At 73.6% G+C, this 26568-nt stretch carries 21 protein-coding genes; 5 read left to right on the top strand and 16 right to left on the bottom strand.

The genetic code is table 11. The features are described 5' to 3' along the window. Positions 1 to 57 precede the first annotated feature (57 nt). Positions 58 to 1995 carry a BTAD domain-containing putative transcriptional regulator gene (locus ACQEVC_RS13340; RefSeq protein ID WP_432876762.1) on the bottom strand — a complete coding sequence of 646 codons (1938 nt, stop codon included), beginning with the start codon at positions 1993 to 1995 and terminating at the stop codon, positions 58 to 60. A gap of 176 nt (positions 1996 to 2171) precedes the next feature. Here ACQEVC_RS13340 and ACQEVC_RS13335 point away from each other — a divergent pair, with 176 nt between their 5' ends. After that, positions 2172 to 2969, top strand: coding sequence for a hypothetical protein (locus tag ACQEVC_RS13335; RefSeq protein WP_432876760.1), 798 nt, complete (start codon positions 2172 to 2174; stop codon positions 2967 to 2969). Between the two features lie 222 nt (positions 2970 to 3191). Here ACQEVC_RS13335 and ACQEVC_RS13330 read toward each other — a convergent pair whose 3' ends face one another. Together ACQEVC_RS13330 and ACQEVC_RS13325 are read right to left on the bottom strand one after the other, a co-directional pair. Further along, positions 3192 to 3938 carry an SDR family NAD(P)-dependent oxidoreductase gene (locus ACQEVC_RS13330; RefSeq protein WP_432876758.1) on the bottom strand — a complete coding sequence of 249 codons (747 nt, stop codon included), beginning with the start codon at positions 3936 to 3938 and terminating at the stop codon, positions 3192 to 3194. Between the two features lie 112 nt (positions 3939 to 4050). Continuing rightward, positions 4051 to 4620: a TetR/AcrR family transcriptional regulator gene (locus tag ACQEVC_RS13325; protein WP_432876756.1), complete on the bottom strand. Its 570-nt coding sequence runs from the start codon at positions 4618 to 4620 to the stop codon at positions 4051 to 4053. Positions 4621 to 4742: 122 nt separating this feature from the next. On the opposite strand from ACQEVC_RS13325, the gene ACQEVC_RS13320 reads away from it, so the two are divergent. Continuing rightward, the gene (locus ACQEVC_RS13320) at positions 4743 to 6161 is read left to right on the top strand and encodes a DHA2 family efflux MFS transporter permease subunit (protein WP_432876747.1); all 1419 of its coding nucleotides are present in this window, start codon (positions 4743 to 4745) and stop codon (positions 6159 to 6161) included. 73 nt (positions 6162 to 6234) lie between these two features. Here the strand turns inward: ACQEVC_RS13320 and ACQEVC_RS13315 are convergent, their stop codons facing one another. The 13 genes from ACQEVC_RS13315 to ACQEVC_RS13255 form a co-directional block, all read right to left on the bottom strand. Further along, entirely contained in the window at positions 6235 to 7287 is a 1053-nt protein-coding gene (locus ACQEVC_RS13315; RefSeq protein WP_432891357.1) for a branched-chain amino acid ABC transporter permease, read from the bottom strand. Between the two features lie 269 nt (positions 7288 to 7556). After that, complete coding sequence (locus ACQEVC_RS13310) at positions 7557 to 8447, bottom strand: branched-chain amino acid ABC transporter permease (protein WP_432876745.1); 891 nt, start codon at positions 8445 to 8447, stop codon at positions 7557 to 7559. Next, on the bottom strand, positions 8444 to 9208 hold the full coding sequence (locus ACQEVC_RS13305; protein WP_432876743.1) for an ABC transporter ATP-binding protein: 765 nt from the start codon (positions 9206 to 9208) through the stop codon (positions 8444 to 8446). The genes ACQEVC_RS13310 and ACQEVC_RS13305 overlap by 4 nt, the downstream gene beginning before the upstream one ends. Before the next feature lie 76 nt (positions 9209 to 9284). After that, positions 9285 to 10028 carry an ABC transporter ATP-binding protein gene (locus tag ACQEVC_RS13300; protein ID WP_432876741.1) on the bottom strand — a complete coding sequence of 248 codons (744 nt, stop codon included), beginning with the start codon at positions 10026 to 10028 and terminating at the stop codon, positions 9285 to 9287. 3 nt (positions 10029 to 10031) lie between these two features. Then, positions 10032 to 11237, bottom strand: coding sequence for a substrate-binding domain-containing protein (locus ACQEVC_RS13295; protein ID WP_432876739.1), 1206 nt, complete (start codon positions 11235 to 11237; stop codon positions 10032 to 10034). Positions 11238 to 11409: 172 nt separating this feature from the next. After that, a complete protein-coding gene (locus ACQEVC_RS13290; RefSeq protein ID WP_432876737.1) occupies positions 11410 to 13137 on the bottom strand; it encodes a protein kinase domain-containing protein in 1728 nt (575 codons plus the stop codon). A 114-nt stretch (positions 13138 to 13251) separates the two neighbouring features. After that, entirely contained in the window at positions 13252 to 14817 is a 1566-nt protein-coding gene (locus ACQEVC_RS13285) for a fused MFS/spermidine synthase (RefSeq protein WP_432876735.1), read from the bottom strand. 36 nt (positions 14818 to 14853) lie between these two features. Continuing rightward, a complete protein-coding gene (locus ACQEVC_RS13280) occupies positions 14854 to 15822 on the bottom strand; it encodes a coiled-coil domain-containing protein (protein WP_432891354.1) in 969 nt (322 codons plus the stop codon). A 406-nt stretch (positions 15823 to 16228) separates the two neighbouring features. Next, on the bottom strand, positions 16229 to 17050 hold the full coding sequence (locus tag ACQEVC_RS13275) for an inositol monophosphatase family protein (protein WP_432876734.1): 822 nt from the start codon (positions 17048 to 17050) through the stop codon (positions 16229 to 16231). Next, positions 17043 to 17495 carry a response regulator gene (locus ACQEVC_RS13270; RefSeq protein ID WP_331206112.1) on the bottom strand — a complete coding sequence of 151 codons (453 nt, stop codon included), beginning with the start codon at positions 17493 to 17495 and terminating at the stop codon, positions 17043 to 17045. Before ACQEVC_RS13270 ends, ACQEVC_RS13275 begins: the two co-directional genes overlap by 8 nt. A gap of 28 nt (positions 17496 to 17523) precedes the next feature. Beyond that, positions 17524 to 19233, bottom strand: coding sequence for a sensor histidine kinase (locus ACQEVC_RS13265; RefSeq protein WP_432876731.1), 1710 nt, complete (start codon positions 19231 to 19233; stop codon positions 17524 to 17526). Beyond that, positions 19230 to 20474 (bottom strand): PP2C family protein-serine/threonine phosphatase, encoded by a 1245-nt coding sequence (locus ACQEVC_RS13260; protein WP_432876729.1) that lies wholly within the window; start codon positions 20472 to 20474, stop codon positions 19230 to 19232. The genes ACQEVC_RS13265 and ACQEVC_RS13260 overlap by 4 nt, the downstream gene beginning before the upstream one ends. Positions 20475 to 20651: 177 nt before the next feature. Beyond that, positions 20652 to 21014 carry a hypothetical protein gene (locus tag ACQEVC_RS13255; protein ID WP_432876727.1) on the bottom strand — a complete coding sequence of 121 codons (363 nt, stop codon included), beginning with the start codon at positions 21012 to 21014 and terminating at the stop codon, positions 20652 to 20654. A 159-nt stretch (positions 21015 to 21173) separates the two neighbouring features. Between ACQEVC_RS13255 and ACQEVC_RS13250 the strand changes: the two genes are divergently transcribed. From ACQEVC_RS13250 to ACQEVC_RS13240, 3 genes are read left to right on the top strand one after another with little or no spacing between them, the layout of a single operon-like run. Then, on the top strand, positions 21174 to 23543 hold the full coding sequence (locus ACQEVC_RS13250; RefSeq protein WP_432876725.1) for a M28 family peptidase: 2370 nt from the start codon (positions 21174 to 21176) through the stop codon (positions 23541 to 23543). A 60-nt stretch (positions 23544 to 23603) separates the two neighbouring features. After that, on the top strand, positions 23604 to 24245 hold the full coding sequence (locus tag ACQEVC_RS13245) for a hypothetical protein (protein ID WP_432876723.1): 642 nt from the start codon (positions 23604 to 23606) through the stop codon (positions 24243 to 24245). A gap of 3 nt (positions 24246 to 24248) precedes the next feature. Further along, positions 24249 to 26480, top strand: a complete 2232-nt coding sequence (locus tag ACQEVC_RS13240) for a bifunctional polysaccharide deacetylase/glycosyltransferase family 2 protein (RefSeq protein ID WP_432876721.1) — start codon at positions 24249 to 24251, stop codon at positions 26478 to 26480. Positions 26481 to 26568 lie beyond the last annotated feature (88 nt).

Here is a 26568-nt window from a genome sequence, read left to right as displayed (position 1 = left end):
CGCAGGCCCGACCTGCTCACCCGACCGGACCGGCCTGACCCCGCAGGCCCGACCTGCTCACCCGTCCCGCTCGGCGCTGGCGGGCCGGCCGAGCGGGGGCAGGAAGACGAGCACCTCGCGGAGCGAGTCGGCCACCTCCATCGGCAGCAGACAGCGGGCGACCAGTTCCTCCATCGAGGCGTACGGCCCGCGTACCAGGCGGTCCACCAGGATGTGCCGGCTCTGCTCCGGTGACGGTCCGGGCAGCCCCAGCACCACGTGTTCACCGACGGCGTTGATGTCGATCAGGCCACCGTCGTCGAAGTTGCGCGGCAGGTCCGGCCGACCGATCCGCAACTCGGTGCGGGCCGTCGGATAGTGGTAGAGCAGGTACCGGGCGTGCTCCCGGCGTACCCGCTGGTCGGCGGCGCTGCGCGGGGCGGCCGGTGCGCGCTGGCGCCGCCCGCCGCCGAGTACCCGCTGCACCCCACGGTTGAGCAGGATGACGTGCAGCATGCCGCCGAGCCAGTTCACCAGGAAGAGTCCGAGGATCGCGAACACCTGGCCGGTGCTCGCCGGAGCCGCCGGGTCGGGATCACCGCTCTCCATCCCGAGGACGAATCCGACCACCATCGCGAGATACCCGACGCCGGCCGCCACCAGCCACCTGCTGCGACGTCGCCAGGCGTAGACGAAGACGACCAGCCAGGTGAGGAGTCCGAAGGTGAGCAGGACGCCGACCGCCCCGAGTACCGTGCCGAGGGTGCCGGTCCAGTGCCTGCCGCCACTGTCCTGCCGGCCGGCACCCGGCGGCGGCGCGATCGGCAACAGCGGCGGCGGCAGTGACACGGCTGCCGTCGGCGCTCCGGCAGACGGCAACGCCGGCCCGGACTCGACCGGCACCGCCGGCACCGCCCACACGGCCGGCCCGACCCGCCCGTCCTGCGCAGCGGGCTCGACCGGCGCGGTGGGCTGAACCGGCGCGGTGGGCTGAACCGGCGCGGTGGGCTCGACCAGCGCGGTGGGCTCGACCAGCGCGGTGGGCTCGACCAGCGCGGTGGGCTCGACCAGCGCGGTGGGCTCGGCGAGAGTGGCCGGGGCAGGTGTCATCGGCTCGGACGGCCGGGGCGAGGTCTCGGGTGTCGAGGGCTGACCGCCCGGCAGCGTGGCGCGGACCGGTGGCTCGCCGGCCGTGGTTCGCCCGACCGCCGCCCCGGTGACCTGCGCAGGCGTGGGACTCCCGGACCGGTCGGGAACGGCCAGCGTCGGGTCGGAGCGCAGGATCCGGCGATGCAGCTCCTGAAGCTGCTCACCGGGCTCCAGCCCGTGCTCGTCCCGGAGCAGCGTGCGTACCTCGCGGAACGTGTTGAGCGCCTCCGCCTGCCGTCCCTCGCGATACAGCGCCAGCATCAGCAGGCCGCGCAGCCGCTCGCGTACCGGGAACTGGGCGACCAGCCGGGCCAGCTCGCCGACCACCTCGTGGTGGTGGCCGAGCCGCAACTCGAGTTCGGCCCAGCTCTCCAGGGCGGCGGTACGCATCTCCACCAGCCGGTGCCGGGCGGAGTCGAAGAACGGCCCGGTCAGGCCGGGAAACGGCTCGCCCCGCCAGAGGTCGAGCGCGGCGCGTAGTCCGGCCGCCGCCTCCGGCCAGCGGCCGGCGTCCCGGGTCGCCACCGCCTGTCGGGTCGCCCGCTCGAACCGCAGTGCGTCGACGTCGTCCCGGCCGACCCGCAACAGGTAACCGGCGTCGGTCAGGCTCAACACCTGCCCCGGGGTACGCGGCGACCGGTCCGGTTCCAGCACCCGGCGGAGCCCGGCGACGTACTTCTGCACCACGTTGGGGCCGTTCGCCGGGGGATCCTCGGCCCAGACCGCGTCGACGATCCGACCCGTCGGTACCGGCCGCCCCGCCTGCAGCAGCAACACGGTCAGTACGGCCCGTTGCTTGCCCGGCCCGAGTTCCAGTTCGCGGTCGGCGTGCCAGGCGCGCAACGGCCCGAGGAGCTCGAAGCGCACCGCCTCCACCATGCGCCCATCACCCCCCGGCTGCTCGCGGACCAGCGCACGGCAGTCCGACGGCAGCATAACGGCAGTGGCCGAGCGCAGGTACGCAGTGACAGGTCAGTACGACGGCAGTCCCGGTCGGCAGCATTTCCGGCGTCGAACCACGACACCGGTGAGAAGGGAAAGCAATGAACAGAGATATCCGCGCAGCACGCTGGGCCCGGCACACCGCCGGCCCGCTGGCCGCACTGCTCGGCGTGACGGTCCTGCTGGGCGGCTGCGGGAAGCTGAAGGAGGAAGTGGCCGCCGTCACTGCCAAGCAGACCCTGCTGGACACGGTGCCGGACGGCAGCGAGGGACCGTTCCGGTTCAGCGGCAAGGACGGTACGGACGACGTCTCCGGTTCGGTGGACCCGGCGGCGAAGGGGCTGGAACTCTCCACCGCGATCAAGGATCCGGAGCACGGCTTCACCACCACCATTGCGTTCCGGGTGCTCGGCGAGGACATCTGGACGAAGATCTCCTTCACCGGGACCGAGGGGCTGACCGGGCTGCCCAAGCTCCCGAACAAGTGGCTGAAGCTGGACCCCGCGAAGCTCACCGACGCGGAGAGCGTGCCGAAGTACGAGGGGACCGACCCGGGCAACGCCGGCCCGCTGCTCCAGGCCGCCACCTCCGTCACCGAGGCCGGCAACGGGAAGTACTCCGGCAGCATCGACCTCACCTCCGGCGAGGCGGCGAAGGTGCTGGAGGCGGAGCGGATGACGGCGCTCGGCGAGGCGGCGAAGCAGGTGCCGTTCACCGCGACGGTCGACGGCGAGCACCTGACCTCGCTCACCCTCGACGTGCCGGCGGCCGGCAGCGCCAAGGCGTTCCAGTACGTCGTGCAGTACCGGGACTTCGGCAGCGCGCCGAAGCTCGCCGCACCGGCGGGCGCGCAGGCCCAGAACGCGCCGGCCCTGGCGTACGAGTTGCTCAACGGCTGAGCGCAGTAGGGGCCTGCGGGCCGGGTGGTGGCCACGGGGGACCGCCACCCGGCCCGTTCGGGTGTCTCCGCCCGGTTCGCGTGTCTCCGGCCCGTTCGGCCCGGTCGGACGGCTCGTGGACCGGCCTCGTGATCGGCTCGTGGATCGGCCTCGTGATCGGCTCGTGGACCGGCCTCGTGATCGGCTCGTGGACCGGCCTCGCGATCGGCTCGCCGGCGCGGGTCAGCGACCGAAGACCGATCCGCCGTTCACCCCGAGCACCTGGCCGGTCACGTACCCGGCGGCCGGGCTGGCCAGGTATCGGACCGCCGCCGCGATCTCGGCCGGCTCGCCGGCCCGTTTCACCAGCGTCGCGTCGACCCGCCGCCGGTGCCCCTCCGGCGTCATCCGGTCACCGAAGAATTCGGTGTCGACGACGTAGCCCGGGCTCACCACGTTGACCGTGATCTGTTCCGGTCCGAGTTCCTGGGCGAGGTGGTACGCCCAGCCGTGCAGCGCCGCCTTCGCCGCCGAGTACGGTCCGCCGCCGCCCCGCAGCGCGGCGATCGAGCTGAGCAGCACCACCCGTCCACCGGGCCGGCGCAGTGCCGGCCGGAGCGCCTCGGTCAGCAGTACGGCGGTGAGCACGTTGCTGTCGAGGTTGGCCCGCCACTGCGCCGCCACACCGTCCAGGGTGGACGAGTCGCCGCCCAGGTAACCGCCCGCGTTGTTGACCACCACGTCGACGGTGCGCCCGCCGACCGCCTCGGTGACGCGGCCCAGTTGCGCCGGGTCGGCCAGGTCCGCCTGCACCGCCTCGGCCGAGCCCGGTCGTCCGACCTGCGCCCCGATCCGGGCGGCGGCCTTCGCCAGCAACTCGGCCCGGCGGCCGACCACGATGACGTCGTACCCGTCCTCGGCCAGGCCCTCCGCGATGGCCGCGCCGATCCCGGTCGCGCCACCGCTGACCACCGCCAGTCTTTCCGGCATCCGCTCTCCCCGCTTCCCGTCGCGCCTGCGGCGCCGGCCGGGCCCGAGATCTTCCACCGAGCCGGCGCGGACCGCCACGGCCCGGAGCCGTCGGCCGGGCCGGCGAGCCAGGCTACCCGCCGGGTTCCGGCTCCGTACAGGTGTCGTGGATCGATCCGGCGATCTCCGCCATCCACGGTTGGGCCGGCACCGCGCCGGGCCCGACCACCTGCATCGCGGCCAGCACGGTGAGCAGCATCCCGGTGCCCAGGAAGTCCCGGGTCTCCTCGGCGCTCGCTCCGGTCAGTTCCCGGATCAGCCGGTAGATCCGGCCGAAACAGTCGCGTACGGCGCTGCCGATCACCGGGTCGGAGCTGGCCGCGAAGCCGTGCAGGAGTACGGCGAGCAGGTCCCGTTCGGCCAGCAGTTCGTCGTACGCCTCGCCGAGGGTCTCCAGGTCGGCCGAGCGCTCGGCGGCGTCCCGGAACACCTGCTCGATCCGGGCGGCGGCGTGCTGGACCGCGGCGACGAAGAGCCGTTGCTTGGAGCCGAACAGCCGGATGACGTACGGCTGGGAGACCCCGGCCAGCCGGGCCACGTCGTCGGTGGAGGTGCCGGCGTACCCGGAGACGGCGAACGCCTGCACGGCGGCGCCGGCGAGTTGCTCGCCGCGCTCGGCGGCGGTCAGTCGGGTCCTGGGCATCGTCGCCCCTCCTTCCGCCCCCGTACGTCGGACGCTTCCCACGTCGGACGTTGACATGTTATCAGCCGATAACTACTTTGGGGGAAGCCTAGTTATCAGTGGATAACAACTAAGGAGTGATCGTGACGAGCGCACCCGTCCTCGGCGGTGCCGCGCCCCCCGCTCCGGGACGGCCGGCCGGACCCGCCGCCCGACCACTGGCCGCCGTACTCGTGGCGGTCGGCGTACCGATGTTCATGGTCACCCTGGACAACCTGGTGGTGACGACGGCGCTGCCGGTGATCCGGACCGAACTCGGCGCCTCCCTGACCGACCTGCAATGGTTCGTCAACGCCTACACGCTGCCCTTCGCCGCGCTGCTGCTCACCGCCGCCGCCCTCGGCGACCGGATCGGCCGGCGACGGCTGTTCCTCGCCGGCATCGCGCTGTTCACCGTCGCCTCGGCGGCCTGCGCCCTCGCCACCGAACCGTGGATGCTCACCGCCGCCCGGGCGGTACAGGGCATGGCCGGCGCGGCCGTGATGCCGCTGTCGCTCACCCTGCTCGCCGCCGCCGTACCCGACCGGCTCCGCGACGCCGCCATCGGGATCTGGGGCGGAATCAGCGGCCTCGGCGTCGCGGTCGGCCCGGTGGTCGGCGGGGCGGTGGTCGAGGGACTCGACTGGACCTGGATCTTCTGGCTGAACGTGCCGGTCGGGCTGCTCGCCCTGCTGCTCGCCGCGACCGTGCTGCGGGAGTCGCACGGCCCGGCGGCCCGGCTCGACCCGGTCGGGCTGGTCCTCTCCACCACCGGCGTACTCGCGCTGGTCTGGGCAGTGGTGCACGGCCAGGACCACGGCTGGACCTCCGCCCGGGTGCTGACCGCCCTGATCGGCGGTGGCGTACTGGTCGGCGCCTTCCTCGGCTGGGAGACCCGGACCCCGGTACCGATGCTCCCGCTGCGACTCTTCCGGTCCCGCAGCTTCAGCGTGGTGAACGTGGTGGCCTTCACCTTCTCGGTCGGCGTCTTCGGCTCGGTCTTCCTGCTCGCCCAGTTCTTCCAGGTGGTGCAGGGGCACAGCCCGCTCGACGCCGGGATCCGGACGATGCCGTGGACCATGGCGCCGATGGTGGTCGCCCCGCTGGCCGGGCTGCTGGTGGGCCGGCTCGGCGTGCGTACCCTGATCGTCGCCGGGCAGGCGATGCTGGCCGTCGCGCTGGGCTGGCTCGCCCTGATCAGCACCGCCGACGTCGACTACCCGGTGCTGGCCGTCCCACTGGCGTTGGCCGGGGTCGGCATGGGGCTGACCTTCGCCCCGATGAGCACCGCCACGATGTCGAGCGTGCCCGAGGAGTCCAGGGGAGTCGCCTCCGGCACCAACAACAGCATCCGGGAACTCGGGGTGGCCGTCGGGGTGGCCGCGCTGGCCTCGATCTTCGCCGCCAACGGCGACTACGCCAGCCGTACCTCCTTCGTGGACGGTCTCGGCCCGGCCGTACTCGTCGGCGCGGCCGTGGTCGCCGTCGGCGCCCTCATCGCCCTCCGCCTCCCCCGCCGCTGAGAACACGACCGGGATCGGATCGTGTTCTTCCGCTACCCGCCGAGGGGTAGTGGGAGAACACGATCCGATCCGGCTAACCGGCCGAAGAGCGGCGGTGGGGGTGGGAGGGGAGGAGCCGGCGGAAGGGGGTTAGGCGGGTGGAGAGGCTGGCCAGGCCGCCGGGGAAGAAGTAGACCGCCAGGATGAAGACCGTGCCGAGCACGAAGAGCGGCTGGGACAGCGGCGCGCTCAGCACGCCGGGGAGCGAGTCCACCGCCGACGAGGTGCCGAACGCGGTCAGCCGGTGGTCCAGGTACATGTAGAGCATGCCGCCGAGCACCGGGCCCCAGCGGGTACCCGGCCCACCCAGCACCACCATGACCAGCAGCGAGAGGGTCAACTCGGACGAGGTCACGTGCGGCGAGGCGCCGCCGACCAGCAGGCAGTAGATCGCCCCACCGGCGGTGGCGAGCCCGCCGGCCAGGGTGAACGCGAGCAGCTTGAACCGGTACGGGTCGAGCCCGAGTACCCCGATCCGCCGCTCGTCGTCGCGCAGCCCGGCGAGTACCCGACCGGTGGGCGAGCCGGCCACCCGGTGCACCACGAAGACGACCAGGGCCAGGTAGGCCAGTGCCAGCCAGTACAGGTTGACGGTGTTGCCCACCCCGACCAGCATCGCCGGCAGTCCCGACACGTCCAGCGACAGTCCCTCCTCGCCGCCGGTGAGCCCGCCGAAGTCCCGGGCCACCAGGATCGCGCCGAGCTGTGCGAACGCCAGCGTCACCATGGCGAACGCGATTCCGGCGGTACGCAACGCGATCGCCCCGAGCAGCCCGGCCAGGGTGGTGCCACCGACCAGGGTCAGCAGCGCCGCCTGCCAGAGCGGCAGCCCGGCCTTGGTGACCAGGATGTCGGTGCCGTAGACGCCGGCCGCGAAATAGAGCGCGTGCCCGAAGGAGAGCATGCCGGTGCGGCCGAAGAGCAGGTCGTAGCCGGCGGCCAGCCCACCGAAGACCAGACAGATGGCGAGCAGTTGCAGCGTCCCCGGCCCGTTGAGCGGCCCGTCGAAGACCCCCGGTACGGAGACCGTCGAGTACGGCAGCACCGCGAAGACCAGCAACACCAGCAGCGGTGACCAGGCTCGCAGGGCCGACCGCCAGTCCCGGCGGGGTGCCGGCGCGGGACCGGCGGTCGGCGGTGCGGCGGACGGGTTGGCCGCCACCGCTGTCTTCAACCCGGTCGTCACGCCGGCCCTCCCGCTCCCCCCGTCGACGCCGGAACCCGCCGAAGCGGGCCGGCCCGTTCCTTCGCTCCGCTCGGTCACGTGCTCGCCGCCCTCCCGGGTCACGTGCTCGCCGCCCTCCCGGGTCACGTGCTCGCCGCCCTCCCGGGTCACGTGCTCGCCGCCCTCCCGGGTCACGTGCTCGCCGCCCTTCCGGCGATGCCTTGCGGGCGGAGCAGCAGCACGATCGCCAGCAGCGCGACCACGCAGATGTCTCCGGCACCGGAGACGCCGTAGTAGTTGACGAACTGCTGGAGCAGGCCCACCGCGACGGCGGCGTACGCGGACCCGACGACCGAACCCATCCCACCGATCACCACCACGATGAAGGCGAAGATCAGTAGTGAACCGCCCTGGCTCGGCGAGACCGAGCCGAAGTAGACCCCGCCGAGCGCCCCGGCCAGCGCCGCGGCGGCTCCGCCGATCGCGAAGACCAGGGTGAACGCCTTCCGTACGTCGATGCCGAGCGCGGTGACCATCTCCCGGTTCTCCACCCCGGCCCGGATCACCAGCCCGTACCGGGTGTAGCGGAGGAAACCGAGCAGCGCGGCCAGTACCAGCGCGGCGGCGAGGATCAGCAGGATGCCGGAGTTCGGCACCTTGGCACCGAGGATCGGGGTGACCCGCTGGGTCCAGTCCGGGCGCGGGAACGGGCGCGGGTCCGCACCCCAAGTGGCCTGGAGCAGCGCCACCCCGGCCAGCGAGAGCCCGACCGTGACCAGCACCTGTTCGATGGTGCGGGAGTAGAGCGGACGGATCATCACCAGTTCGACGGCCATCCCGACCACGGCACCGGCGACGACACCGAACGCGACCGCGAGCACGAACCCGAACCCGGACGGGCCGGCACCGGGCAGGTTCCCGGCCGCCCACCAGGTGGCGTACGCCCCGACGGAGAGGAACAGCCCGTGCGCGAAGTTGAGCACGTCGGCCAGCCCGAACACCAGGGAGAGCCCGGAGGCGACCAGGAAGTAGAGCGCGGCCAGGCCCAGCCCGGTCAGCGTCAGCAGCACGATCGTGCTCATCCGGCCGGCACCTCCCGGGTGGTCTCGACCGCCGCATGCTCGCCGGCCACGCCGACCCCGAGCAGGGATCTGGTCAACTCCGCCTCCCGCAGCAGTTCGTCGGCGGCACCGGACCAGGCGACCCGGCCGGCGGCGAGCACCACCGCGTCGCTGGCCAGCCGGCGTACCACCGCGAGGTTCTGTTCGACCAGCAGCACCGGCACGGCGACCGCGACCCGCTCCAGCACCTCGGCCACTTCGGTGACCACCTTCGGCGCCAGCCCCTTGGTCGGCTCGTCGACCAGCAGCAGCCGGTTGTCGTTGAGCAGCACCCGGCCGATCGCCAACATCTGCTGCTGGCCGCCGGAGAGCGAGCCGGCCCGTTGCCGGCCGCGCCGCTTCAGCTCCGGGAACAGTTCGAAGACCCGGTCGTACGCCGGAGCGCCGCCGCGCCGCTCGGCGAGCCGCAGGTTCTCGGTGACGGTGAGGCCGGCGAAGACACAGCGGTCCTCGGGTACGTAGCCGAGGCCGTCCCGGACCAGCCGGTGGGTCGGCTCACCGGCCAGCGAGCGATCGCCCATCCGCACGGTGCCGCGTACCTCGCCGCCGCGCGGGGTCAGCCCGAGGATCGCCCGCAGCGTGGTGGTCTTGCCGACCCCGTTGCGCCCGAGCAGCACGGTCACCCCGCTCGGGGCCACGGTGAAGGAGACGCCCTGCAGGATGTGCAGCCCGGCGATCCGTACCGACAGGTCGGCGATCGCGAGGATCGGGTTCTCACTCATGCCGGCACCCCGCTGCGCTCCGTGCCGTCACGAGGCACATCGACACCGAGCTGGCTGATTCGCTCGCTACGCTCGCTCATAGCGACTCACCTAGGTACGCCTCCTGTACCACCGGGTTGGCCATCACGGTCGCCGGGACGTCGCAGGCGAGCAGCGCGCCGTGGTGCATCACCGCGATCCGGTCGGCGAGCCCGAGGATCACGTCCATGTGGTGTTCCACCATGAGTACGGCCCGGCCGCTGTCGCCGGTCAACGACCGGATCACCCCGACCAGCTCGGGTACGTCCTCGGCGCTCACCCCGGCCATTGGCTCGTCGAGCAGCATCACCCTCGGCTCGCCGGCCAGCAGCAGCGCGATCTCCAGTTTCCGCTTCTCCCCGTGCGCGAGCGTGCCGGCCAGCGCGTCGGCCCGGTGTGCCAGGCCGACCCGGTCCAGTGCCGCGTCGGCGGCGGCGACCACCTCCCGGTCGGCCGCCGCCCGCCGCCACAGCTTCATCGAGCCACCCCGGTGCGCCTGCACGGCCAGCCGGACGTTCTCCCGCACGCTCAGCGAGCCGAAGACCGAGGACGCCTGGAACGTCCGGCCCAGCCCGAGCCGGGCCCGCCGGTGCGGCGGCAGCGCGCTGATGTCGGTACCGTCCAGCAGCACCTGGCCCGCGGTGGGCCGGCGCAGGCCGGAGACCAGGTTGAACAGCGAGGTCTTGCCGGCGCCGTTGGGGCCGATCACCCCGAGGAACTCCCCGGGCGCCAACTCCAGGTCGACGCCGTCGACGATGGCGACCTCGCCGATCCGCCAGCTCAGGTCGCGGGTGGCGAGCACACCTCAGCCCTTCATCGCCACGGCCGGCGGCGCCGTCTCGTCCGGGGTGAGCACCTTCTGCGACTCCGCCTTCATCGCGTCGCCGGTGCCGCTCAGTTTGGCCTGGAACATCGGCTGGAGCAGCGCGTGGTCCTCGGCACGGACCGTCATCTTGCCCTTGATCCCGTCGAAGCTCCAGCCCTCCAGCGCGGTGACCATCCTGTCGACGTCGTCGCCGCCCTCCTGGACCGACCGCACGATCATCTGGGCTGCGGTGAAGCCGTCCGGGTGGAACAGGTCCAGCACCCCGCCCGGTACGGCCGCCTTGGCCGCCTGCGCGGCCGGGTTGTCGGCGGCGCCGTCGAAGAAGTGCGACAGGAAGGAGATCTTGGTGCCGGCCGCCCCGAAGGTCGGCCAGGAGGCCCGGATGTCCAGCCCGGTGACCACGGTGGTGGAGCCGAGTACGCCCTGCTGGTCCAGGGTCTGCCACATCGCCGGGGCGGTGGTTCCGGCCCAGGCCACGAAGAGCAGGTCCGGCTTGGCCGCCGTCAACTGGCTGGCGAACGGGGTGAAGTCGGTGGCGCTGGCCGGGGCGAGCACGCTGCTCACGGTGGCACCGGCACCGCCGATGACCGCCTTGACCGCCGCCTCGTTGCTCTTGCCGAACGCGCTGTCCTGGGCGAAGACCACGACCTTCTTGCCGGCCGCGTCGCCGATGAACGACTTCGCGGTCAGCACGTCCTGGTACGACTGCCGGCCGGAGCGGAAGGTGTACTTGTTGACCCCGGTCGCGCCGTCGGTGGCGGCCGGCCCGGAGATGAAGAGCACCTTGTTCTGCGCGGCGATCGGCGCGACCTGGAGGGCGACGCCGGAGGCCGTCGACCCGGCGAGGATCTTGTAACCCTTGCCGATCAGGTCCTTCGCCGCCGAGACCGCCTTGGCGGGGTCGCCCGCGTCGTCGACCTCGGTCACCTCGACCGTACGGTCACCGATCTTGTTGGTGCCGTCGGTGGCGTACGCCAGCCCGGCCCGGAACCCTTCGATGTACTGCTTGCCGTAGCTGGCCAATGCCCCCGACTGGGAGTAGACCAGACCGACCTTGACCGGTGCGGCGCTGTCGCCGCCGCCGTTCGCGGTGTCCTGCGGGCTGCCGCAGGCACTCGTGGCGATCGCCCCTACCAGCAGCGTGGCGGCGGTGACCAGTACCCGCCGCGTCGTCCGGACCGTCATCATCGCTCCACATGAGGGTGAAGTTGGAGAAGCATCGTCGGCCCACGGTAGGGGTGACGTCACGCACGTGCTATGTGGCTGAAACCCACAAGTAACCGCCAAGGGATGGCCGGCGCAGCCAGGCACCCGGCGATGTTCCGGAGGTCCGGCCCGGCCTGCGATACCGGCTGGCTCAGTCCTCGCCGTCGGCGTCGTCGCCCGAGTCGGAGTCGGAGTCGGAGTCGCGGTCCTGCTTCGGCTCCTTGCCCTTCGACTTCCCCGGGCCCTTGCCCTTCGACTCGCCGCCCGTCGACCCGGTGCCCTTCGAGTCGGCGGCGGGGCCGGGCCGGCCCGCGGACCGGTCCGGCAGCGGCTGTGGCGGTACCGCCCCGACCGCGCCGCCGGCCGCGGCACCGCCGGTCTGGCCCGGCACGCCGGAGACCCGGGCCGCACAGGCGGTCTCGCCGAGCCGGAACTCGACGGGCAACGGATTGCTGCCGGCGTGGCTGCCGGCCAGCCCGAACCGGACGGCCCCGCCGGCCGGCAGGGTCGCCTCGGGGCCGGCGGCGGGCCGGAGCAGCACCTCCCGGCCCTGCTGGCCGGACTCCGGTGACGGGGTCCGGGTGAGCACCTGCTCGCCGGGGAACGCGAAGCGCAGCGTCCAGTCCCGCACCGCCGAGGCGCCGAGGTTGGTGACCGTTACCTCGGCCTGGAACGACCGGCCGGTGTCCGCGCGCAGCACGTAGTCGACCCGGCACGGGACGGTACCGCCCATCGCCAGGTTCGTCGCCGTGCCGGCCCCGCCGACCGGCGCCGAGCCGCCGGCGCCGCCCGCCCAGACCGCGCCGCTCACCGCGAGCAGGCCCACCCCGACCGCCGCGACCCGGGCCCGGTTGCCGAGCCGCACCGACGACCAGCCAGGGCGGGTTGGCCGCGGCAGCGGGTCGGTCGCCGACCGGGGCAGCATCGCGGTGTCCGAGTGCGCCGACGGCCGGTGTTCCCCCGGCGCCGGGGCGGCCCGGCGGGGCGGCGCGGCGGGCGTCGGACCGGCCGCCACCGGCAGCACCACCCCGGCGGCCCCGGCCAGGGTACGAGCCAGCTCGGCGCTCTCCGGCCGCTCCCCCGGTGTCTTGGCCAGGCAGCGGGTGATGACCGCCTCCACCTCGGCCGGCAGCCCGGGTACCGGTGGCATCGGCGCCGGCTCGGCGTACAGGTGCGCGCGCAGCGTCTGGGTACGGGTCGACGCCCGCCACGGCATCCGGCCGGTCAGCGCCCGGTAGAGCAGCAGGCCGAGGGCGTACACGTCGGTGGCCGGACAGACCTCGTCCTGGTTGAGCCGCTCCGGAGCCACGTACGCGGGCGTGCCGTACAGCCCGCCCTCGCCGTCACCGTCCCGCTCGCCGACCAGCGCCGAGATCCCGAAGTCGACGACCTTGGCACCCATGGCGGTGAGCATGACGTTGCCGGGAGTTATGTCGCGGTGCACCACTCCCCGGGTGTGTGCGGTGGCCAGCGCGGCGGCGACCTGGGCGCCGAGCACCACTCCGTCCCACCAGGGCAGCGGTCCCTCGCGGTCGAGCCAGCTCGCCAGCGGCTCGCCGTCGACCAGCTCCATCACCACGTACGGCACGGTCCGGCCGTACCGGACCGACTCGCCGTAGTCGTAGACGCCGGTGATGTGCGGATGGCAGAGCCGGGCGGCGGCCCGGGCCTCGGTCCGGAGCCGGTGCCGGAACGCCCGGTCGGTGGCCAGCTTCGGGGCGAGCATCTTCACCGCCACCGGCCGGCCCAGCACCTCGTCGTGGCCACGCCAGACCACCGACATGCCGCCTTCGCCAAGTTCCTCGATCAGCCGGTAACGGTCACCGACCAGCTCCGTGCCGTACCGCTGTGCTCCGCCCCACCAGCCCCACCCGGTCATACAGATCTCTCTTGCCCGGACCGGGCCCGGCTACACCTACCGGCACTGATTCGGGTCCAGCGGTGGTCGGCGGGCGCGGGTTACCGGCGCCCGATCGACCCGCGCGGCGAAGGCTCAGGCGGTGGCGAGGAGTTGGTCGACCGGGGCGTACTCGTCGGTCAGCACCATGGCGTCGTCGACGAACTCGTCGAGCGCGGGGCCGGAGAGCACGGTGACCGGCTGGTCCGTCGAGGTGATCAGGCGTTCCCGTACCTCCTCGACCGGCAGCGGCCGGTCGGAGGCGAGGATCACGAAGTTCGCGCCGTTCGTGCCGGCCAGCGCGGCCGGTGGCGCGACCAGGGCGATGTGCGGAAACTCGGCCGCCACGGTGGCCACCTCGGCCCGGATGAAGCGCAGCGGCGGATGGTCGATCACGTTCTGCGCGTAGATGCCGCCGGGGCGGACCACCCGGCGAACCTCGGCGGCCATCTCCCGGGTAGCCAGGTGCCAGGGCACCACCAGGTGCCCGAACGCGTCCCCGACCACCAGGTCGGCGCTGTGCGTGGCACGCTCACCGATCAGCATCCGGGCGTCGCCGACCCGGGCGCGCAACTCCGGACCGGTCCGCACGTCCAGCTCGCGGCGGCCCAGCTCGACGAGCTCACCGTCGATCTCGTAGACCTCGTTGCGGGTGCCGGGCCGGGTCGCGGTCAGGTAGCGCGGCATGGTGAAGCCGCCACCCCCGAGGTGTACGGCCGCTAGCGGTGCCCGGGGCGACGCCATCACGTCGGCGACCGCCCCGATCCACTTCGTGTACTCGAACTCCAGGTGCCCCGGGTCGGCCAGGTCGACATAGGAGTGCCAGGCCGAGTTGAGCACCAGCAGCCGCCCGGTGGAGTTGTCCGGGTCCGGCTCGACCGAGGCGCAGTGGTACGCCGTCTCCACGTCGCACGGGTTCGGCGCGACGGCGCTGAGCGAGGCGCCGACCAGGCCGAGCACGGCCACGGCGGCGGTGATCCGGGACGGCTTCGGCAGCGTGTCCCCGGGCTGCCGGCGCAGATAGACCGCGAGCACCAGGCCCGTCACCCCGAGCAGCACCGCCAGGCTGATGATGATCGCGGTACTCGGCAGGGCGGCGACCAGCACGAAACCGGTGCCCAGCGTCGCGGTGATCGCGCCGAGCGTGCCGATGCTGGAGAGCCGTCCGACCACCTGCCCGGTCTGCCGCAGGTCACCGAGTTGCAGCTTCACCACCAGCGGGGTGATCGCGGCGAGCAGGGCCGCCGGCAGGAAGATCGCCAGCGCGGTGAGCAGCAGGATGCCGACGGCGGCACCGCCGCGCAGCACCTCGCCCGCGTACCGGACGATCGGCAGGGTCAGTGCGGTGCAGATGCCGGCGAGCACCAGCGCCGGGGCGAGCAGCCGACGCGGGTCCCGGCGGTCGGCGAGCCAGCCGCCGATCCAGGCGCCGTACGCGATCGCGGCCAGCGCCACCCCGATCACCGAGCTGGTGACCTGGAGGGTGACCCCGACGTACGGGCCGACGAGCCGCAGCGACGCCGTCTCCAGCACGAGTACGGCACCGCTGGCGACGAAGACCAGGGTGGCGGCCAGTCCGGTCGGCAGGGCCCGGGCCGGTGACCCGGGCGGCTCGTCCGCGACGGTGGTCGCGCCCGCCACTTCAGGTGGTGAAGAGTCCATCGCAGCGATGGTACGCATCCCACCGCCGGCTCCGGGCTACAACATCGACAGATGAACGTGGTTCGTGTGGTCGGAGGCCGGATCGCCGTTGCCGTTGTACGCCCGCCACCCGTTGCCGGGCATCCAGATCTGCCGGTACCAGATCACGTAGAGCACCCCGAGCCGGCTCGCGTTCTTGACGTAGAACGCGGCCACGTTGTTGCCGTACGTGCGGTCGCCGCCGCTCGCGTCGACGTTCTCGAACCCGCCGGCCGCGGCCGAGAAGTCGCAGGCGCGTCCCTTGGGATGCTCGCCCCCGCCGCCGCTGCGGTGGCAGGAGGTGTGCCGCTTGAAGCCGTTGGCCTTGGCCTGGTTGAGCGCGTGCAGGGTGCGCGGCGTGATGCACCCGCCGGTGGTCGGGTCGTCGATGCTGCAGGACTCCTTGGGCCAGGAGCCGTCGGAGTTGCGCGGGGCGGCCTTGGCCAGCGGCGAGTTGGCGCTGATCAGCCCGCCGGTCGGGTTGCCACCGACGGCGGCCAGGGCGCGTTCGGCGTCCTTCTTCTTCCGGGCGATCACCTCGACCTGCCGCTGCTGCTCGCGGACCTCGGCGTCGATCGCCTTCTTCGCCTTGGCCGCCTGGTCCAGCGACTCGGCGAGTTCGCGGAGCTTCCGGTCGTCGCGCTGGGCGATCACTTCGAGCCCGGCGGCCCGCTCCACGAACGACTGCGGCGAGGCGCTGTTCAGCAGGGCCGAGATCGGGGTGAGCCGGCCCCGGCGGTACGTCTCGGCGGCGATCACCCCCACCTCCTGGGTGAGTGCGGCGATCCGGGTCTCCACCTGCTTGAGCTGGGCGCCGAGCTGACTCTGCCGCTTCTTGGAGTTGGTCAGCTTGGCGGTCGCCTCGATGTGCCCCTTGGAGGCGGACTCCAGGGCGTCCCGGAGCTTCTTGGTGCCGCCCTCGTCGCCGGGCGAACTGGGCGCGGCGGTCGCCGGAGCGGCGGCCGTACCGACCAGGGCCGCGGGCATCCCGGCGAGGACCGCGGCGGCGACGAGCAGCACCGTGAACCGGCGTGGGCGGTGCAGCCGGGCGATGGCCGTTGTGCGCACGAAAGCCGTTCCTTTCGTAGGCCGCCGACCCCGGAGGGTCCACACTGACCATTGGACCTTCTTCCACCTCCCCTTGCGGTCCGGCGGACCGCAAGGCCGGACGCGGTGCGTGGGCGCCGCGCGGTGCAGGTGGAAAAAGGTTCATTCGGCGGCGGTCGCCACCGGCACCCTCGACGGTGCCACCTGGCGGAGACCGCCGGTCAGCCTACCGGAAGCCGGCCGTGCTGTCGGCCCGCCTTGAGCGGCCGCAATACCACGAGATAGGCCATACAGCAGACAAACACGCTTTTTGTCTCTGCTGCCGTCCCGTGCCCGGGTCGTCCGGTCAGGACGTGGCCAGCAGGGCGGCGTGCACCGTGTGCCAGATCGACTCGTTGGCGGCGGCCAGTAGCCCGGCCCGCCCGTCGGCCGGGTCGTACGGGCTGCCGTCGAGCCGCCGGACCACCCCGCCGGCCGCCTCGATCAGCAGCGCTCCCGGTGCGTGGTCCCAGGGCAGCGTCCGCCAGAAGATCGCGAAGTGCTGCCGGCCGTCCACAATATCCGCATATTCCTGACCAGCGCAGTGTTGTCCGGGCAGTACCGCGCCGATCCGCCCGGCCCCGGCCAACACCCGCTCCCGAAGTTCCGCGGGCAGGAACCGGGTCGCCACCACGCCGCGCAGCGCACCGGCCGGGAGCGGCTCGATGGTCGTGCGCACCGCGTCCCCGTCCCGGTACGCCCCGTCCGCGGCCCGGGCCAGCAGCAGGCGGTCCGCCATCGGGTCCAGGATCCAGGCCGCCTCGGTACGCCCGCCCCGGCGCAGCGCCGCCATCACCGCGAACGGCTGCCGCCCGGCCGCGAAGTTCGCCGTACCGTCCAGCGGGTCGACCAGCCACACCTCTCCCGGCCCGGCGAGCAGATCCAGCACCGCCGGATCGGCGGCCACCCCCTCCTCGCCGACCACCTCGGATTCCGGCCGGAGCCGGCGCAGCTCGGTGGCGATGATCTCCTCGGCCCGGCGGTCGGCCACCGTCACCACCTCGCCCGGTGCCTTCTCCGAGACGTCGGAGTCGGCCAGGTGCCGGAACATCGGCAGGATTGCCTCGGCGGCGGCCCGGCGGAGCAGCGCCCCGACCTCCTCGACGAGCCGCGCCTCGGGATCAGCCACGCGGCGGAAGCTTCACGACGCTGACGAAGAACTCGTCGATCTGCCGTACCACCGAGATGAACCGGTCGAAGTCGACCGGCTTCGTCACGTACGCGTTCGCGTGCAACTGGTAGCTGCGCAGGATGTCCTCGTCGGCCTGTGAGGTGGTCAGCACCACCACCGGGATCCGGCAGAGCTGTTCGTCCCGCTTGATCTCGGCCAGCACCTCCCGGCCGTCCCGGCGGGGCAGGTTGAGGTCGAGCAGGATCAGATCCGGAGGTACGGCGTCGGCGTACTCGCCCTCCCGGCGCAGGTAGGCCAGGGCCGCCGCGCCGTCGGAGACCACGGTGAGCCGGTTGCGCAGCTTGTGCTCCTCGAACGCCTCCTGCGTCATCAGCACGTCACCCGGGTCGTCCTCGACCAGCAGCACCTCGATCGGGCTCTTGCCGTCCGCCGGTGCCGTCATCGGCCCTCCTCGTCGATCCACTCGTCCGTCACACAGTCTGCTTCATGTCGCCGGCCGGCCGGGCCGACTCACCCGGCGGTGTGGCGTCGGCCTCGCTCGCGGTCGGCGACCCGCCGGCCGGTGCGGGCACGGTCGAGCCGTCCCCCTCGCCGTCCGCGCCGGGGGCCTCGGACGGCTCGACCGGCTCCCGCAGCTCCGGCGGTACCGGCAGGGTGAACCGGATCATCGTGCCCTCGGCCACCGCGTCGGGGTCCACCCAGACCCGGCCGCCGTGGTACTCGACGATCTTCTTCACGATGGCCAGCCCGATGCCGGTACCCGGATAGGCGTCCTTGGCGTGCAGCCGCTGGAAGATCACGAAGATCTTGTCGGTGAACTCGGGTTCGATGCCGATCCCGTTGTCCTGGCAACTGATCTCCCACTCGTCGCCCAGCCGCCGGGCCGAGACGTGCACCTTCGGCGCCACGTCCGGCCGGCGGAACTTGAGCGAGTTGCCCACCAGGTTGGCCAGCAGGTTGGCCAGCAGGGTCTCCTCGCCCCGGATGACCGGCAGGTCCGACCAGGTGAGCTCGCCGCCGACGTACCGCCGGGTGGGCTCGGTCTGGCCGGCTACCTCGGCCATCACCGCGTTCAGATCCACGTCCGTGAAGCCGGTGGTGAGCCGGCCGATCCGGGAGAACGCCAGCAGGTCGTTGATCAGCCGCTGCATCCGCTGCGCCCCGTCGACCGCGAACGCGATGTACTGGTCGGCGCGCTCGTCGAGCTTGCCCGCGTACCGGCGTTGCAGAAGCTGGCAGAAGCTGGCCACCTTGCGCAGCGGCTCCTGGAGGTCGTGCGAGGCGACGTAGGCGAACTGCTCCAGGTCACGGTTGGACCGGACCAGTTCCTCGGCCTGCCTCTCCAGTTGGCTGTTGACCCACTCGATCCGTTCCCGGGCCTGCCGCACCTCGTCCAGGTCGGCGGCGATCCGGCGGCGCATCCCGTCGATGTCGCCGGCCAGCGCGGCCAGCTCCGGCGGCCCGACCTGCTCGATCTCCCGCTGGTACGCCCCGCCGGCCACCTCCCGCACCTGACCGGCCAGCGTGGTGACCGGACCGATCACCAGCCGGTTCAGCGAGGTCAGCAGGGCAAGACCGGCCAGCACCACCACGATCGCGGCCAGAATCAGCAGCAGCACCAGGGTGTTACCGGTCCCCCGCGCGTTCTGCGCGACGGTGTTGCGCAGCTCGAGGATCGACCGCTGCAACGCCTCCACCTCGCCGCGCAGTTCGGTGAAAGGGTCACCGGGCTGAGCGGTCAGGTACGCCTGTGCGGCCTCCGGCCCGCTCCGCACGGTCAGCTCGATCGCCGGCTCGGCCACCACCTCCCGCCACTGCTCGGCGTGGTCCCGCACCGTGTGCAGCTCGCGGCGGATCTCCGGCTGGTCGTGCAGGAGCGCGTCCATCGAGGCGATCAGCGCCGTCTCGCGTTGCAGGCCCTCCCGGTACGGCGCGAGGTCGGCGTCGTTGGCGGTGACGGCGTAGCCGCGTACCCCGGTCTGCTGGTCGACCAGGGCACTGAGCAGCGCCTGACCGTCGGTGCGCAGCGGGCCGGTCTTGGTCAGCAGGGTGTCCAGGTGTTGCCGGTTGCTGGTGGCGACGACCGTGGCGCTGACCGCCAGCATGCCGAGTACCACGCCGACGATCACGCACAGCGCGGTGACCCGGCGACGCAGCGTCCACCGGACTGGTGATCTCACCGCCCCTCCCCCCGGCTGACCAGCAGCATCGCCACGTCGTCGGAGAACGGCCCGCCGTTGCGCTCCTCGGCCTGCTCGACCAGCCAGCCGGGCAGCTCCGGCAGGCCCACCCCACGGGCCCGCGGATCGGCCACCAGCCCGCTCAGCCCGGGTACGTCCAGCCGCTCGTCGCCGTCGCCGATCCGGCCCTCGATGAGCCCGTCCGTGTACATCAGCAGTGACCAGTCCTCGGTGTCGAAGCGCAGCTCGTGGGCGACCGGCGGCCGTGGCCGTACCCCGAGCAACAGCCCGTGCGGCGCCGGCACCGGCACCACCCGGCCCCCGGCGAGCAGCAGCGGCGGCGGATGCCCGGCGAGCCGGACGGTGGCCCGGTTGCCGGACAGGTCCAGCCGGACCGCGGCGACCGTCGCGAAGATCTCCCGTTTCGACCGCTCGCTCATCAGCACCTGCTCCAGCGCCGGCAGCACCTGCTCGTCGGGCACTCCGGCGAGCACCAGCGCCCGCCAGGCGACCCGGAGTTCGACGCCGAGCGCGGCCTCGTCCACCCCGTGCCCGCAGACGTCGCCGACGATCAGGTCGATCCGGTCCGGGCTGGTCTGCACCACGTCGTAGAAGTCGCCGCCGATCAGCGCCTCGTGCCGGCCGGGGCGATAGAAGGGATGCACCTGCACCAGGTCGGTGTCGATCAACGGCTGGGGCAGCAGGCCGCGCTCCAACCGGGCGGACTCGGCCTGGCGCAACTCCACCTCGCGCAGCCGCCGGGCGTTCTCGTCGGCCCGCTTCCGCTCCACCGCGTAGCGCAGGGCCCGAGCCAGCAGCACTCCGTCGACCTGGCCCTTGACCAGGTAGTCCTGGGCGCCCTCGGCGACCGCGCCGATGCCGAGGTGCTCGTCCGAGCGGCCGGTCAGCACGCAGACGGCGGCACCGCTGGACATCGCGAGCACCTGGCGGAGCCCGTCCAGGCCCTGCGCGTCCGGCAGGCCGAGGTCCAGCAGCACGCAGTCGACACCCCGGATCTGCGCCCGGGCGGCGTTCAGGCTGTTCGCGACGAGCAGGTCGATGCCGTCGCCCGTCTCGGCGAGCAACTCGCCGACGAGGAAGGCGTCGGCGTCATCGTCCTCGATCAGCAACACCCGCATCCGCTCCCGGGGCGGCAGCTTGGCGTGCCGCCCGAGCCCGCCGTGCGGGTACGCCGGCGCGGGTACGACGGACGATCCGGTCACCGGTCCGTCCCCCTCCATCCGGTCACGACGCCTCCTCGCTCCGTCCCTCACCGTCACGACCGAACCGCCCCGTCAGCGGGCCCTCCGTGCGCGTCCGGTCGTGTCCGGCCCGCGCCCACGACGACGATCCGCGCCGATCCTGTACCACCCAACGCTGCCACACAACACAGGTCGCGCCGACACGGCGGCACGGCGTCACCGCGGGGCTTCCGCCGAGCCGGCCCGGTCCCGCAGCCGCACCTGTTCCGCCTGGTGCGCGAGCACCTCACCGAGCACCCCGTGCAGCCGCCCGCAGTCGAGGCAGTGCAGGTTCTCGTCCAGCCGTCGGCCACCGCAACCCGCGCAGCGGCCCCGGTCGGCCGGGTCCCGGTAGCCGGCCAGCGCCTCGGCCAGGGCCCGGGCCAGGTGCGGGGTGAGCGGAACCGTCCCGGCCTCCCCGGCGGACCGGACATCGACGACGCCGACCGGGGCGGCATCCGGCTCGGGGTCGTACGGCGCCACCCGCGCGACGAAATCGCGCAGCACGGCGACGGGATCGGTCACTCGGTACGTGGACATGCGTATCACGCTATGCGACCGGCTGCCAGCAGGGTGACCCGGCCGGGCGGGGAACGGGTGAGCCGCGATGATGGCATTCGCTGCCGACCCCTGGAGGCACCCGTGCCCGCCCCTGACCACCACTCCCCCGCCGATCCGCCGCCGCCCGACACACCCTCCGTGACCACCCTCCTGCCCGCCTCCGATCGGGCGCTGGCCCGACCCCGGCGCCGGTTGCCGGCCGCGCTGGCGGCCCTGGCCGCGCTGGCGGCGGTCGGTGTGGTCACCGTGCTCGGCGTGGGTACGCCGCGCCCGGCCGGCCTCGACGCGCCGGCCGACGAGTTCAGCGCGGAGCGGGCGTACCAGCACCTCCGGACGGTCGCGGCCGAGCCGCACGCCGCCGGCAGCCCGGCCGCGGAGCGGGTACGCAGTCACCTGGAGAGCACCCTGCGTGGTCTCGGTCTCACTCCCGAACTGCAGGACACCGTCGCCGAGGAGGCGGGGCAGCTCAGCGGCGGCGCGGGCGGTGCGACGCTGGCCCGGGTACGCAACGTGGTCGCCCGGATTCCCGGCACCGACCCCACCGGCCGGGTCTTCCTGGTCGCCCACTACGACTCGGTGCAGGTCGGCCCGGGCGGCAACGACGACGGGGCCGGCACCTCGGCGCTGCTGGAGGTGGCCCGCGCGCTGACCTCGGGCGAACGCCCGCGCAACGACGTCGTGCTGGTCTTCACCGACGCCGAGGAGGCCTGCCTCTGCGGCGCCTCGGCGTTCGCCGCCGACCATCCGCTGGCCGCCGGCGGCGGCGTGGTGCTCAACCTGGAGGCGCGGGGCAGCACCGGTCCGGTGATCATGTTCGAGACCTCGCTGCGCAACGCCGGCCTGGTGGAGGTCTTCGGCCGGGCCGCGCCGTACCCGGTGGGTACCTCGTTCGCGGTCGAGGTCTACCGGCTGCTGCCCAACGACACCGACTTCACCGCCTTCCTCGACCACGGCTTCACCGGGCTGAACGCCGCCTACATCGACGGCGCGGCGCTCTACCACACCCCGCTGGACACTCCGGCCAGCGTCGACCGGGGCAGCCTGCAACAGCACGGTGCGAACGCGCTCGGGCTGGCCCGGGAGTTCGGCGCGGTCGACCTGACCCGGCTGGCCGCCGACGGGGACGCCACGTACTTCCCGGTGCCGGGCGGGCTGGCCCGGTATCCCGGCTGGCTCACCCTGCCGCTCGCGCTGCTGGCGCTGGCCGGGGTCGGCGTACTCGGCTGGGCCGTCCGGCGGCGCGGGCGCGCGTCGTGGCCCCGGCTCGCCGCCGGGTTCGGGCTGGCGCTGCTGCCGATCGTGGTCGCCCCGGTCGGGGCGCAACTGCTCTGGGCCGCGATCACCGCGATCCGGCCGGGCTACGCGACGCTGCTCGACCCGTACCGTCCACTGTGGTATCGGCTGGCGGTGGTGGCGCTCGCCGCCGCGGTGCTGTTCGGCTGGTACGCGCTGACCCGTCGGCGTACCGGGCCGGCGGCACTCGCCGTCGGCGGGCTGGGCTGGCTGGCCGTACTCGGGGTGCTGCTCGCCGCCGTGGCCCCCGGCGGGGCGTACCTGACCACCCTGCCGGCCCTGGCCGGCGTGCTGACCGGACTGGTGGCCCTGGCCGTACGCCGGGACGGCCCGTGGGCGGTGGTCGCGGTGACCGCCGGCGCGGCGGTCGGAATACTCGTGCTGCTCCCCACCGTCGTACTGCTCTTTCCGGCGCTCGGCATGGCGATGGGCGGAGTCGGCGCGCTCTTCACGATGCTGCTCGGGCTGGCCGCGCTGCCCGTGGTGGACCTGCTGCACCCGGTGGCCGGCGGCCAGCGCGGGATGGCCGCGCTCCGGGCCCGGCGGCGCGGCGCGCTGCCCGCGCTGGCCGCGCTGCTCGGCGCCGTGCTGTGCGCCGGTACCGGCCTGGTGGTCGACCGGTTCGACGCCGCGCATCCGGTGCCTACCCACCTGATGTACGCGCTGGACGCCGACACCGGCACCGCCCGCTGGCTCAGCGAGGAGACCGACCCGCAGCCCTGGACCGACCGGTACGTCGACGGCCCGACCCGGATCGGCGACACCTTCCCGGTCTTCGGCGACGAGGAACTGCGCACCGGCCCGGCCGAACCGGCCGCCCTGCCCCCGCCCCGGCTCGACCCGCTCTCCGATGTCACCGGATCCGGCGTCCGTACGCTGCGTGTCCGGCTGGTCCCACAGCGCCCGGTGCGGTTCGCCGCGCTGCACGTCGACCCGGCGACCGCCGCCGTCGTCTCGGCCCGGGTCGACGGCCGGGAGGTCCGGGTCGACGGCCGGGAGCCGTTCGGTGTGGTCTTCCACGCCCCGCCGGCCGAGGGGATCGAGATCGAGTTGCGGCTCCGCCCGGCCGGGGGCGGCCCGGTACGGCTGCGGGCGATGGATGCCAGCGACGGCCTCGCCGGACTGCCCGGCTTCCGCCCGCGCCCGCCCGGCGTCGGCATCGTCGGATCGCACAGCTCCGAACTGGTCGCGGTGGCCCGGACCTACCCGCTCTGAGCCGATCTCCGGTTCGGGGGGTGTGACACCGGGGGCGGACCAGACGCTCTAGTGCACGAGATGAGAAATCAGAATCCCGGCCGGCTCGACCCGCCCGTCGCCGAACGCCTGCCCCGCGACGGGCGGGTTCCGCCGCCGTCGAACCCGGACCCGTTGCACCGTCGGCTCGGCACGGCGGCCGGTGGAGCCGCCACCTGGAATCCCGGCCAGGCCACCCCCGTCCAGCCGGCCGACCCGGGTCGGTCGAGCGCCCCGAGCCACCTGGCGTCCCGGGTCCGGCCGGTCTTCGTGGACCGGACCGGTCGACGGCGCCGGGTCGCCGTGCTCGCCGGTGTCGCCCTCGGCGCCGGTCTGCTGGTCAGCCTCGGGCTGCTCGCGGTCGGGCTGCTGACCGGCGGGTCGGTCGCGGTGCCGGGTTGGCCGGACACCGGCGGCGGACACCTCCGGGACGAGGCCGGGCCAGGCCGGTCCGGGACCGGCGCACCGGCCACCCCGACCGGCGGACCGGCGCGGACAGCCCCGGCACCGGCCGGTACGGCCCGTCCGGCGAACCCGACCGCCCGCCCGGCCTCGCCACCCGGGGCGCCGACGGCCACCGATCGCCCCGGACAGGGTGACCTGCACCGCAACCCGTCACCGGGCAATCCGGCCGGTACCGATAAGCCGGGCAAATCCCGCCGGTCGCCGGCAGCGGTGGGCTGACCGATGGCCCTGCACGTGGCGCGGCGGGATCCCCGGGCACACTGGCTCCTGCTGGTACTCGGCCTCGTGGTGCTGCTCGCCGCGCTGTCGTTCAACGGTTACGTCGCGATCGCCGGGGGCGGTTCCGGGCGGGCCACGCCGGAGCCGGCGCCGGCCCCCGACGAGCTGACCCGGGCCGGCCCGGTCCTCCGGCTCGACGGTCCCACCCCGGTCAGCCGCTCGATGCCGGCCGGCACGATCGCGCTGACCTTCGACGACGGCCCGGACCCGCGGTGGACCCCCGAGATCCTGGACGTGCTGCGCCGGCACCGGGCACACGCCACGTTCTTCGTGGTGGGCGCCCGGGTGAACGAGCACCCGGAACTGGTCCGGCGGATCCTCGCCGAGGGCCACGAACTGGGCTCGCACACCTTCACCCACGCGGACGTGGCGGCCCTGCCGGACTGGCGGCGCGAGCTGGAACTCCAGCTCACCCGCAGCGCCGTCGCCGGAGCCACCGGCCGGTCCCCGATCCTCTTCCGGCCGCCGTACTCGTCCGGGCCGGGCAGCCTGACGGCGAGCGACGCCAGGGCACTGCGGGCGGCGGCCCGGGCCGGCCACGTCGCCGTACTCGCCGACCGGGACACCGTCGACTGGCGCCGGCCGGGTGTCGACCGCATCGTCGCCGCCGCCGAGGGTGGCCCGGCCGGCCAGGCCGGTCCGCAGCGACGGACGGCGGACGGCCGGGGCGCGGTCGTGCTGCTGCACGACGGGGGTGGGGACCGGTCCCAGACCGTCGCCGCGCTCGACCGGCTGCTACCGGAGCTGACCGCCCGGGGCTACCGGTTCAGCACCGTGTCGCAAGGACTCGGCACGCCCCGCTCGGACGTCGCCGCCTCGACCGGGGACCGGCTGCGTGGCACCGCCCTGCGGTACGCCCAGACCGGTGCCGGCTGGCTGGCCACCGCGATGAGCTGGCTGCTCGCCGTGGCGCTGGCGCTCGGCCTGGCCCGGCTGGTGGTCCAGGTGGTCTGCGCCGAGCTGCACCGGCGGCGGATCCGCGCCCGGTCCCGGGCCCGGCCGGCCGGCCGGTTCCTCGCCCCGGTGACGGTGATCGTGCCGGCGTACAACGAGGCCGCCAACATCGGCGCGACGGTGTGGTCCCTGGTGAACAGCGACTACCCGGCGATCGAGGTGATCGTGGTGGACGACGGCTCCACCGACGACACGGCCGGGGTGGTGGAACGGATGCGGCTGCCCGGGGTACGAGTGGTCCGGCAGGTCAACGCCGGCAAGCCGGCGGCGTTGAACACCGGCATCCGGCACGCCCGGGCCGACCTGCTGGTGCTGGTGGACGGGGACACGGTGTTCCAGCCCGACACGGTGTACCGGCTCGTCCAGGGCTTCGCCGATCCCTCCGTCGGGGCGATCTCCGGCAACACCCGGGTGGCCAACCGGCGCCGGCTGCTCGGCCGCTGGCAGCACCTGGAGTACGTCATCGGGTTCAACCTGGACCGCCGGATGTACGACGTGCTGCGCTGCATGCCCACCATCCCGGGCGCGATCGGTGCCTTCCGCCGGAAGGCCCTGCTGGACGCGGGCGGCGTTCCGGCGGACACCCTGGCCGAGGACACCGACCTGACCATGGCGGTGCTGCGCGCCGGCTGGCGGGTCCCGTACGAGGGGCGGGCCATCGCCTGGACCGAGGCGCCCGGGTCGCTGCGCCAACTGTGGCGGCAGCGCTACCGCTGGTGCTACGGGACCATGCAGGCGATGTGGAAGCACCGGCACGCCCTGGTGGAACGCGGCCCGGGTGGGCGGCTGGGGCGCCGCGCCCTGCCGTACCTCGCCGTCTTCCAGGTGCTGCTGCCGCTGGCCGGTCCGGCGGTCGACGCGTTCGCGCTCTACGGGCTCTTCTTCCTGCCGTGGAGCCATCTCGTGCTCGCCTGGCTCGGCCTGCTGCTGGTCCAGGCGGGGACGGCGGCGTACGCGCTGCGGCTGGACGGTGAGCGGCTGGGTCCGCTCTGGAGCCTGCCGTTGCAGCAGCTCGTCTACCGGCAGTTGATGTATCTGGTGGTCGTCCAGTCGGCGGTCACCGCGCTGCTCGGCAGCCGGCTGCGCTGGCACCGGATGGTCCGGACCGGCGAGGCGGCGGCGTTGGTCGACCCCGGCACCGCCGACCGGTCGGTGGGCTGGCCGGGAAACCCGAACGGCTACCGGTCGACCCGGCGGGTGGGCGCCGGCCGGCCGGGTTGAGGACCCACCGACCCACAACGGGCCAGGTGCGGTGGGGCGGGCCCCCGGCCGGCGGTGATCCGCCGACCGGGGGCTTCGCCCGGCCGGG

The organism is Plantactinospora sp. CA-294935 (assembly GCF_050936445.1).
Taxonomy (GTDB): domain Bacteria; phylum Actinomycetota; class Actinomycetes; order Mycobacteriales; family Micromonosporaceae; genus Plantactinospora.
Note: the sequence above shows the minus strand (reverse complement) of the source record. Positions and strands in the feature narration are given on the sequence as shown.

Coding starts and splice junctions, on each gene's coding strand:
- ACQEVC_RS13335 (WP_432876760.1), top strand. CDS start 2,172: ATGAACAGAGATATCCGCGCAGCACGCTGGGCCCGGCACACCGCCGGC.
- ACQEVC_RS13330 (WP_432876758.1), bottom strand. CDS start 3,938: ATGCCGGAAAGACTGGCGGTGGTCAGCGGTGGCGCGACCGGGATCGGC.
- ACQEVC_RS13325 (WP_432876756.1), bottom strand. CDS start 4,620: ATGCCCAGGACCCGACTGACCGCCGCCGAGCGCGGCGAGCAACTCGCC.
- ACQEVC_RS13310 (WP_432876745.1), bottom strand. CDS start 8,447: ATGAGCACGATCGTGCTGCTGACGCTGACCGGGCTGGGCCTGGCCGCG.
- ACQEVC_RS13305 (WP_432876743.1), bottom strand. CDS start 9,208: ATGAGTGAGAACCCGATCCTCGCGATCGCCGACCTGTCGGTACGGATC.
- ACQEVC_RS13295 (WP_432876739.1), bottom strand. CDS start 11,237: ATGACGGTCCGGACGACGCGGCGGGTACTGGTCACCGCCGCCACGCTG.
- ACQEVC_RS13290 (WP_432876737.1), bottom strand. CDS start 13,137: ATGACCGGGTGGGGCTGGTGGGGCGGAGCACAGCGGTACGGCACGGAG.
- ACQEVC_RS13285 (WP_432876735.1), bottom strand. CDS start 14,817: ATGGACTCTTCACCACCTGAAGTGGCGGGCGCGACCACCGTCGCGGAC.
- ACQEVC_RS13280 (WP_432891354.1), bottom strand. CDS start 15,822: ATGCCCGCGGCCCTGGTCGGTACGGCCGCCGCTCCGGCGACCGCCGCG.
- ACQEVC_RS13270 (WP_331206112.1), bottom strand. CDS start 17,495: ATGACGGCACCGGCGGACGGCAAGAGCCCGATCGAGGTGCTGCTGGTC.
- ACQEVC_RS13260 (WP_432876729.1), bottom strand. CDS start 20,474: ATGGAGGGGGACGGACCGGTGACCGGATCGTCCGTCGTACCCGCGCCG.
- ACQEVC_RS13255 (WP_432876727.1), bottom strand. CDS start 21,014: ATGTCCACGTACCGAGTGACCGATCCCGTCGCCGTGCTGCGCGATTTC.
- ACQEVC_RS13245 (WP_432876723.1), top strand. CDS start 23,604: ATGAGAAATCAGAATCCCGGCCGGCTCGACCCGCCCGTCGCCGAACGC.
- ACQEVC_RS13240 (WP_432876721.1), top strand. CDS start 24,249: ATGGCCCTGCACGTGGCGCGGCGGGATCCCCGGGCACACTGGCTCCTG.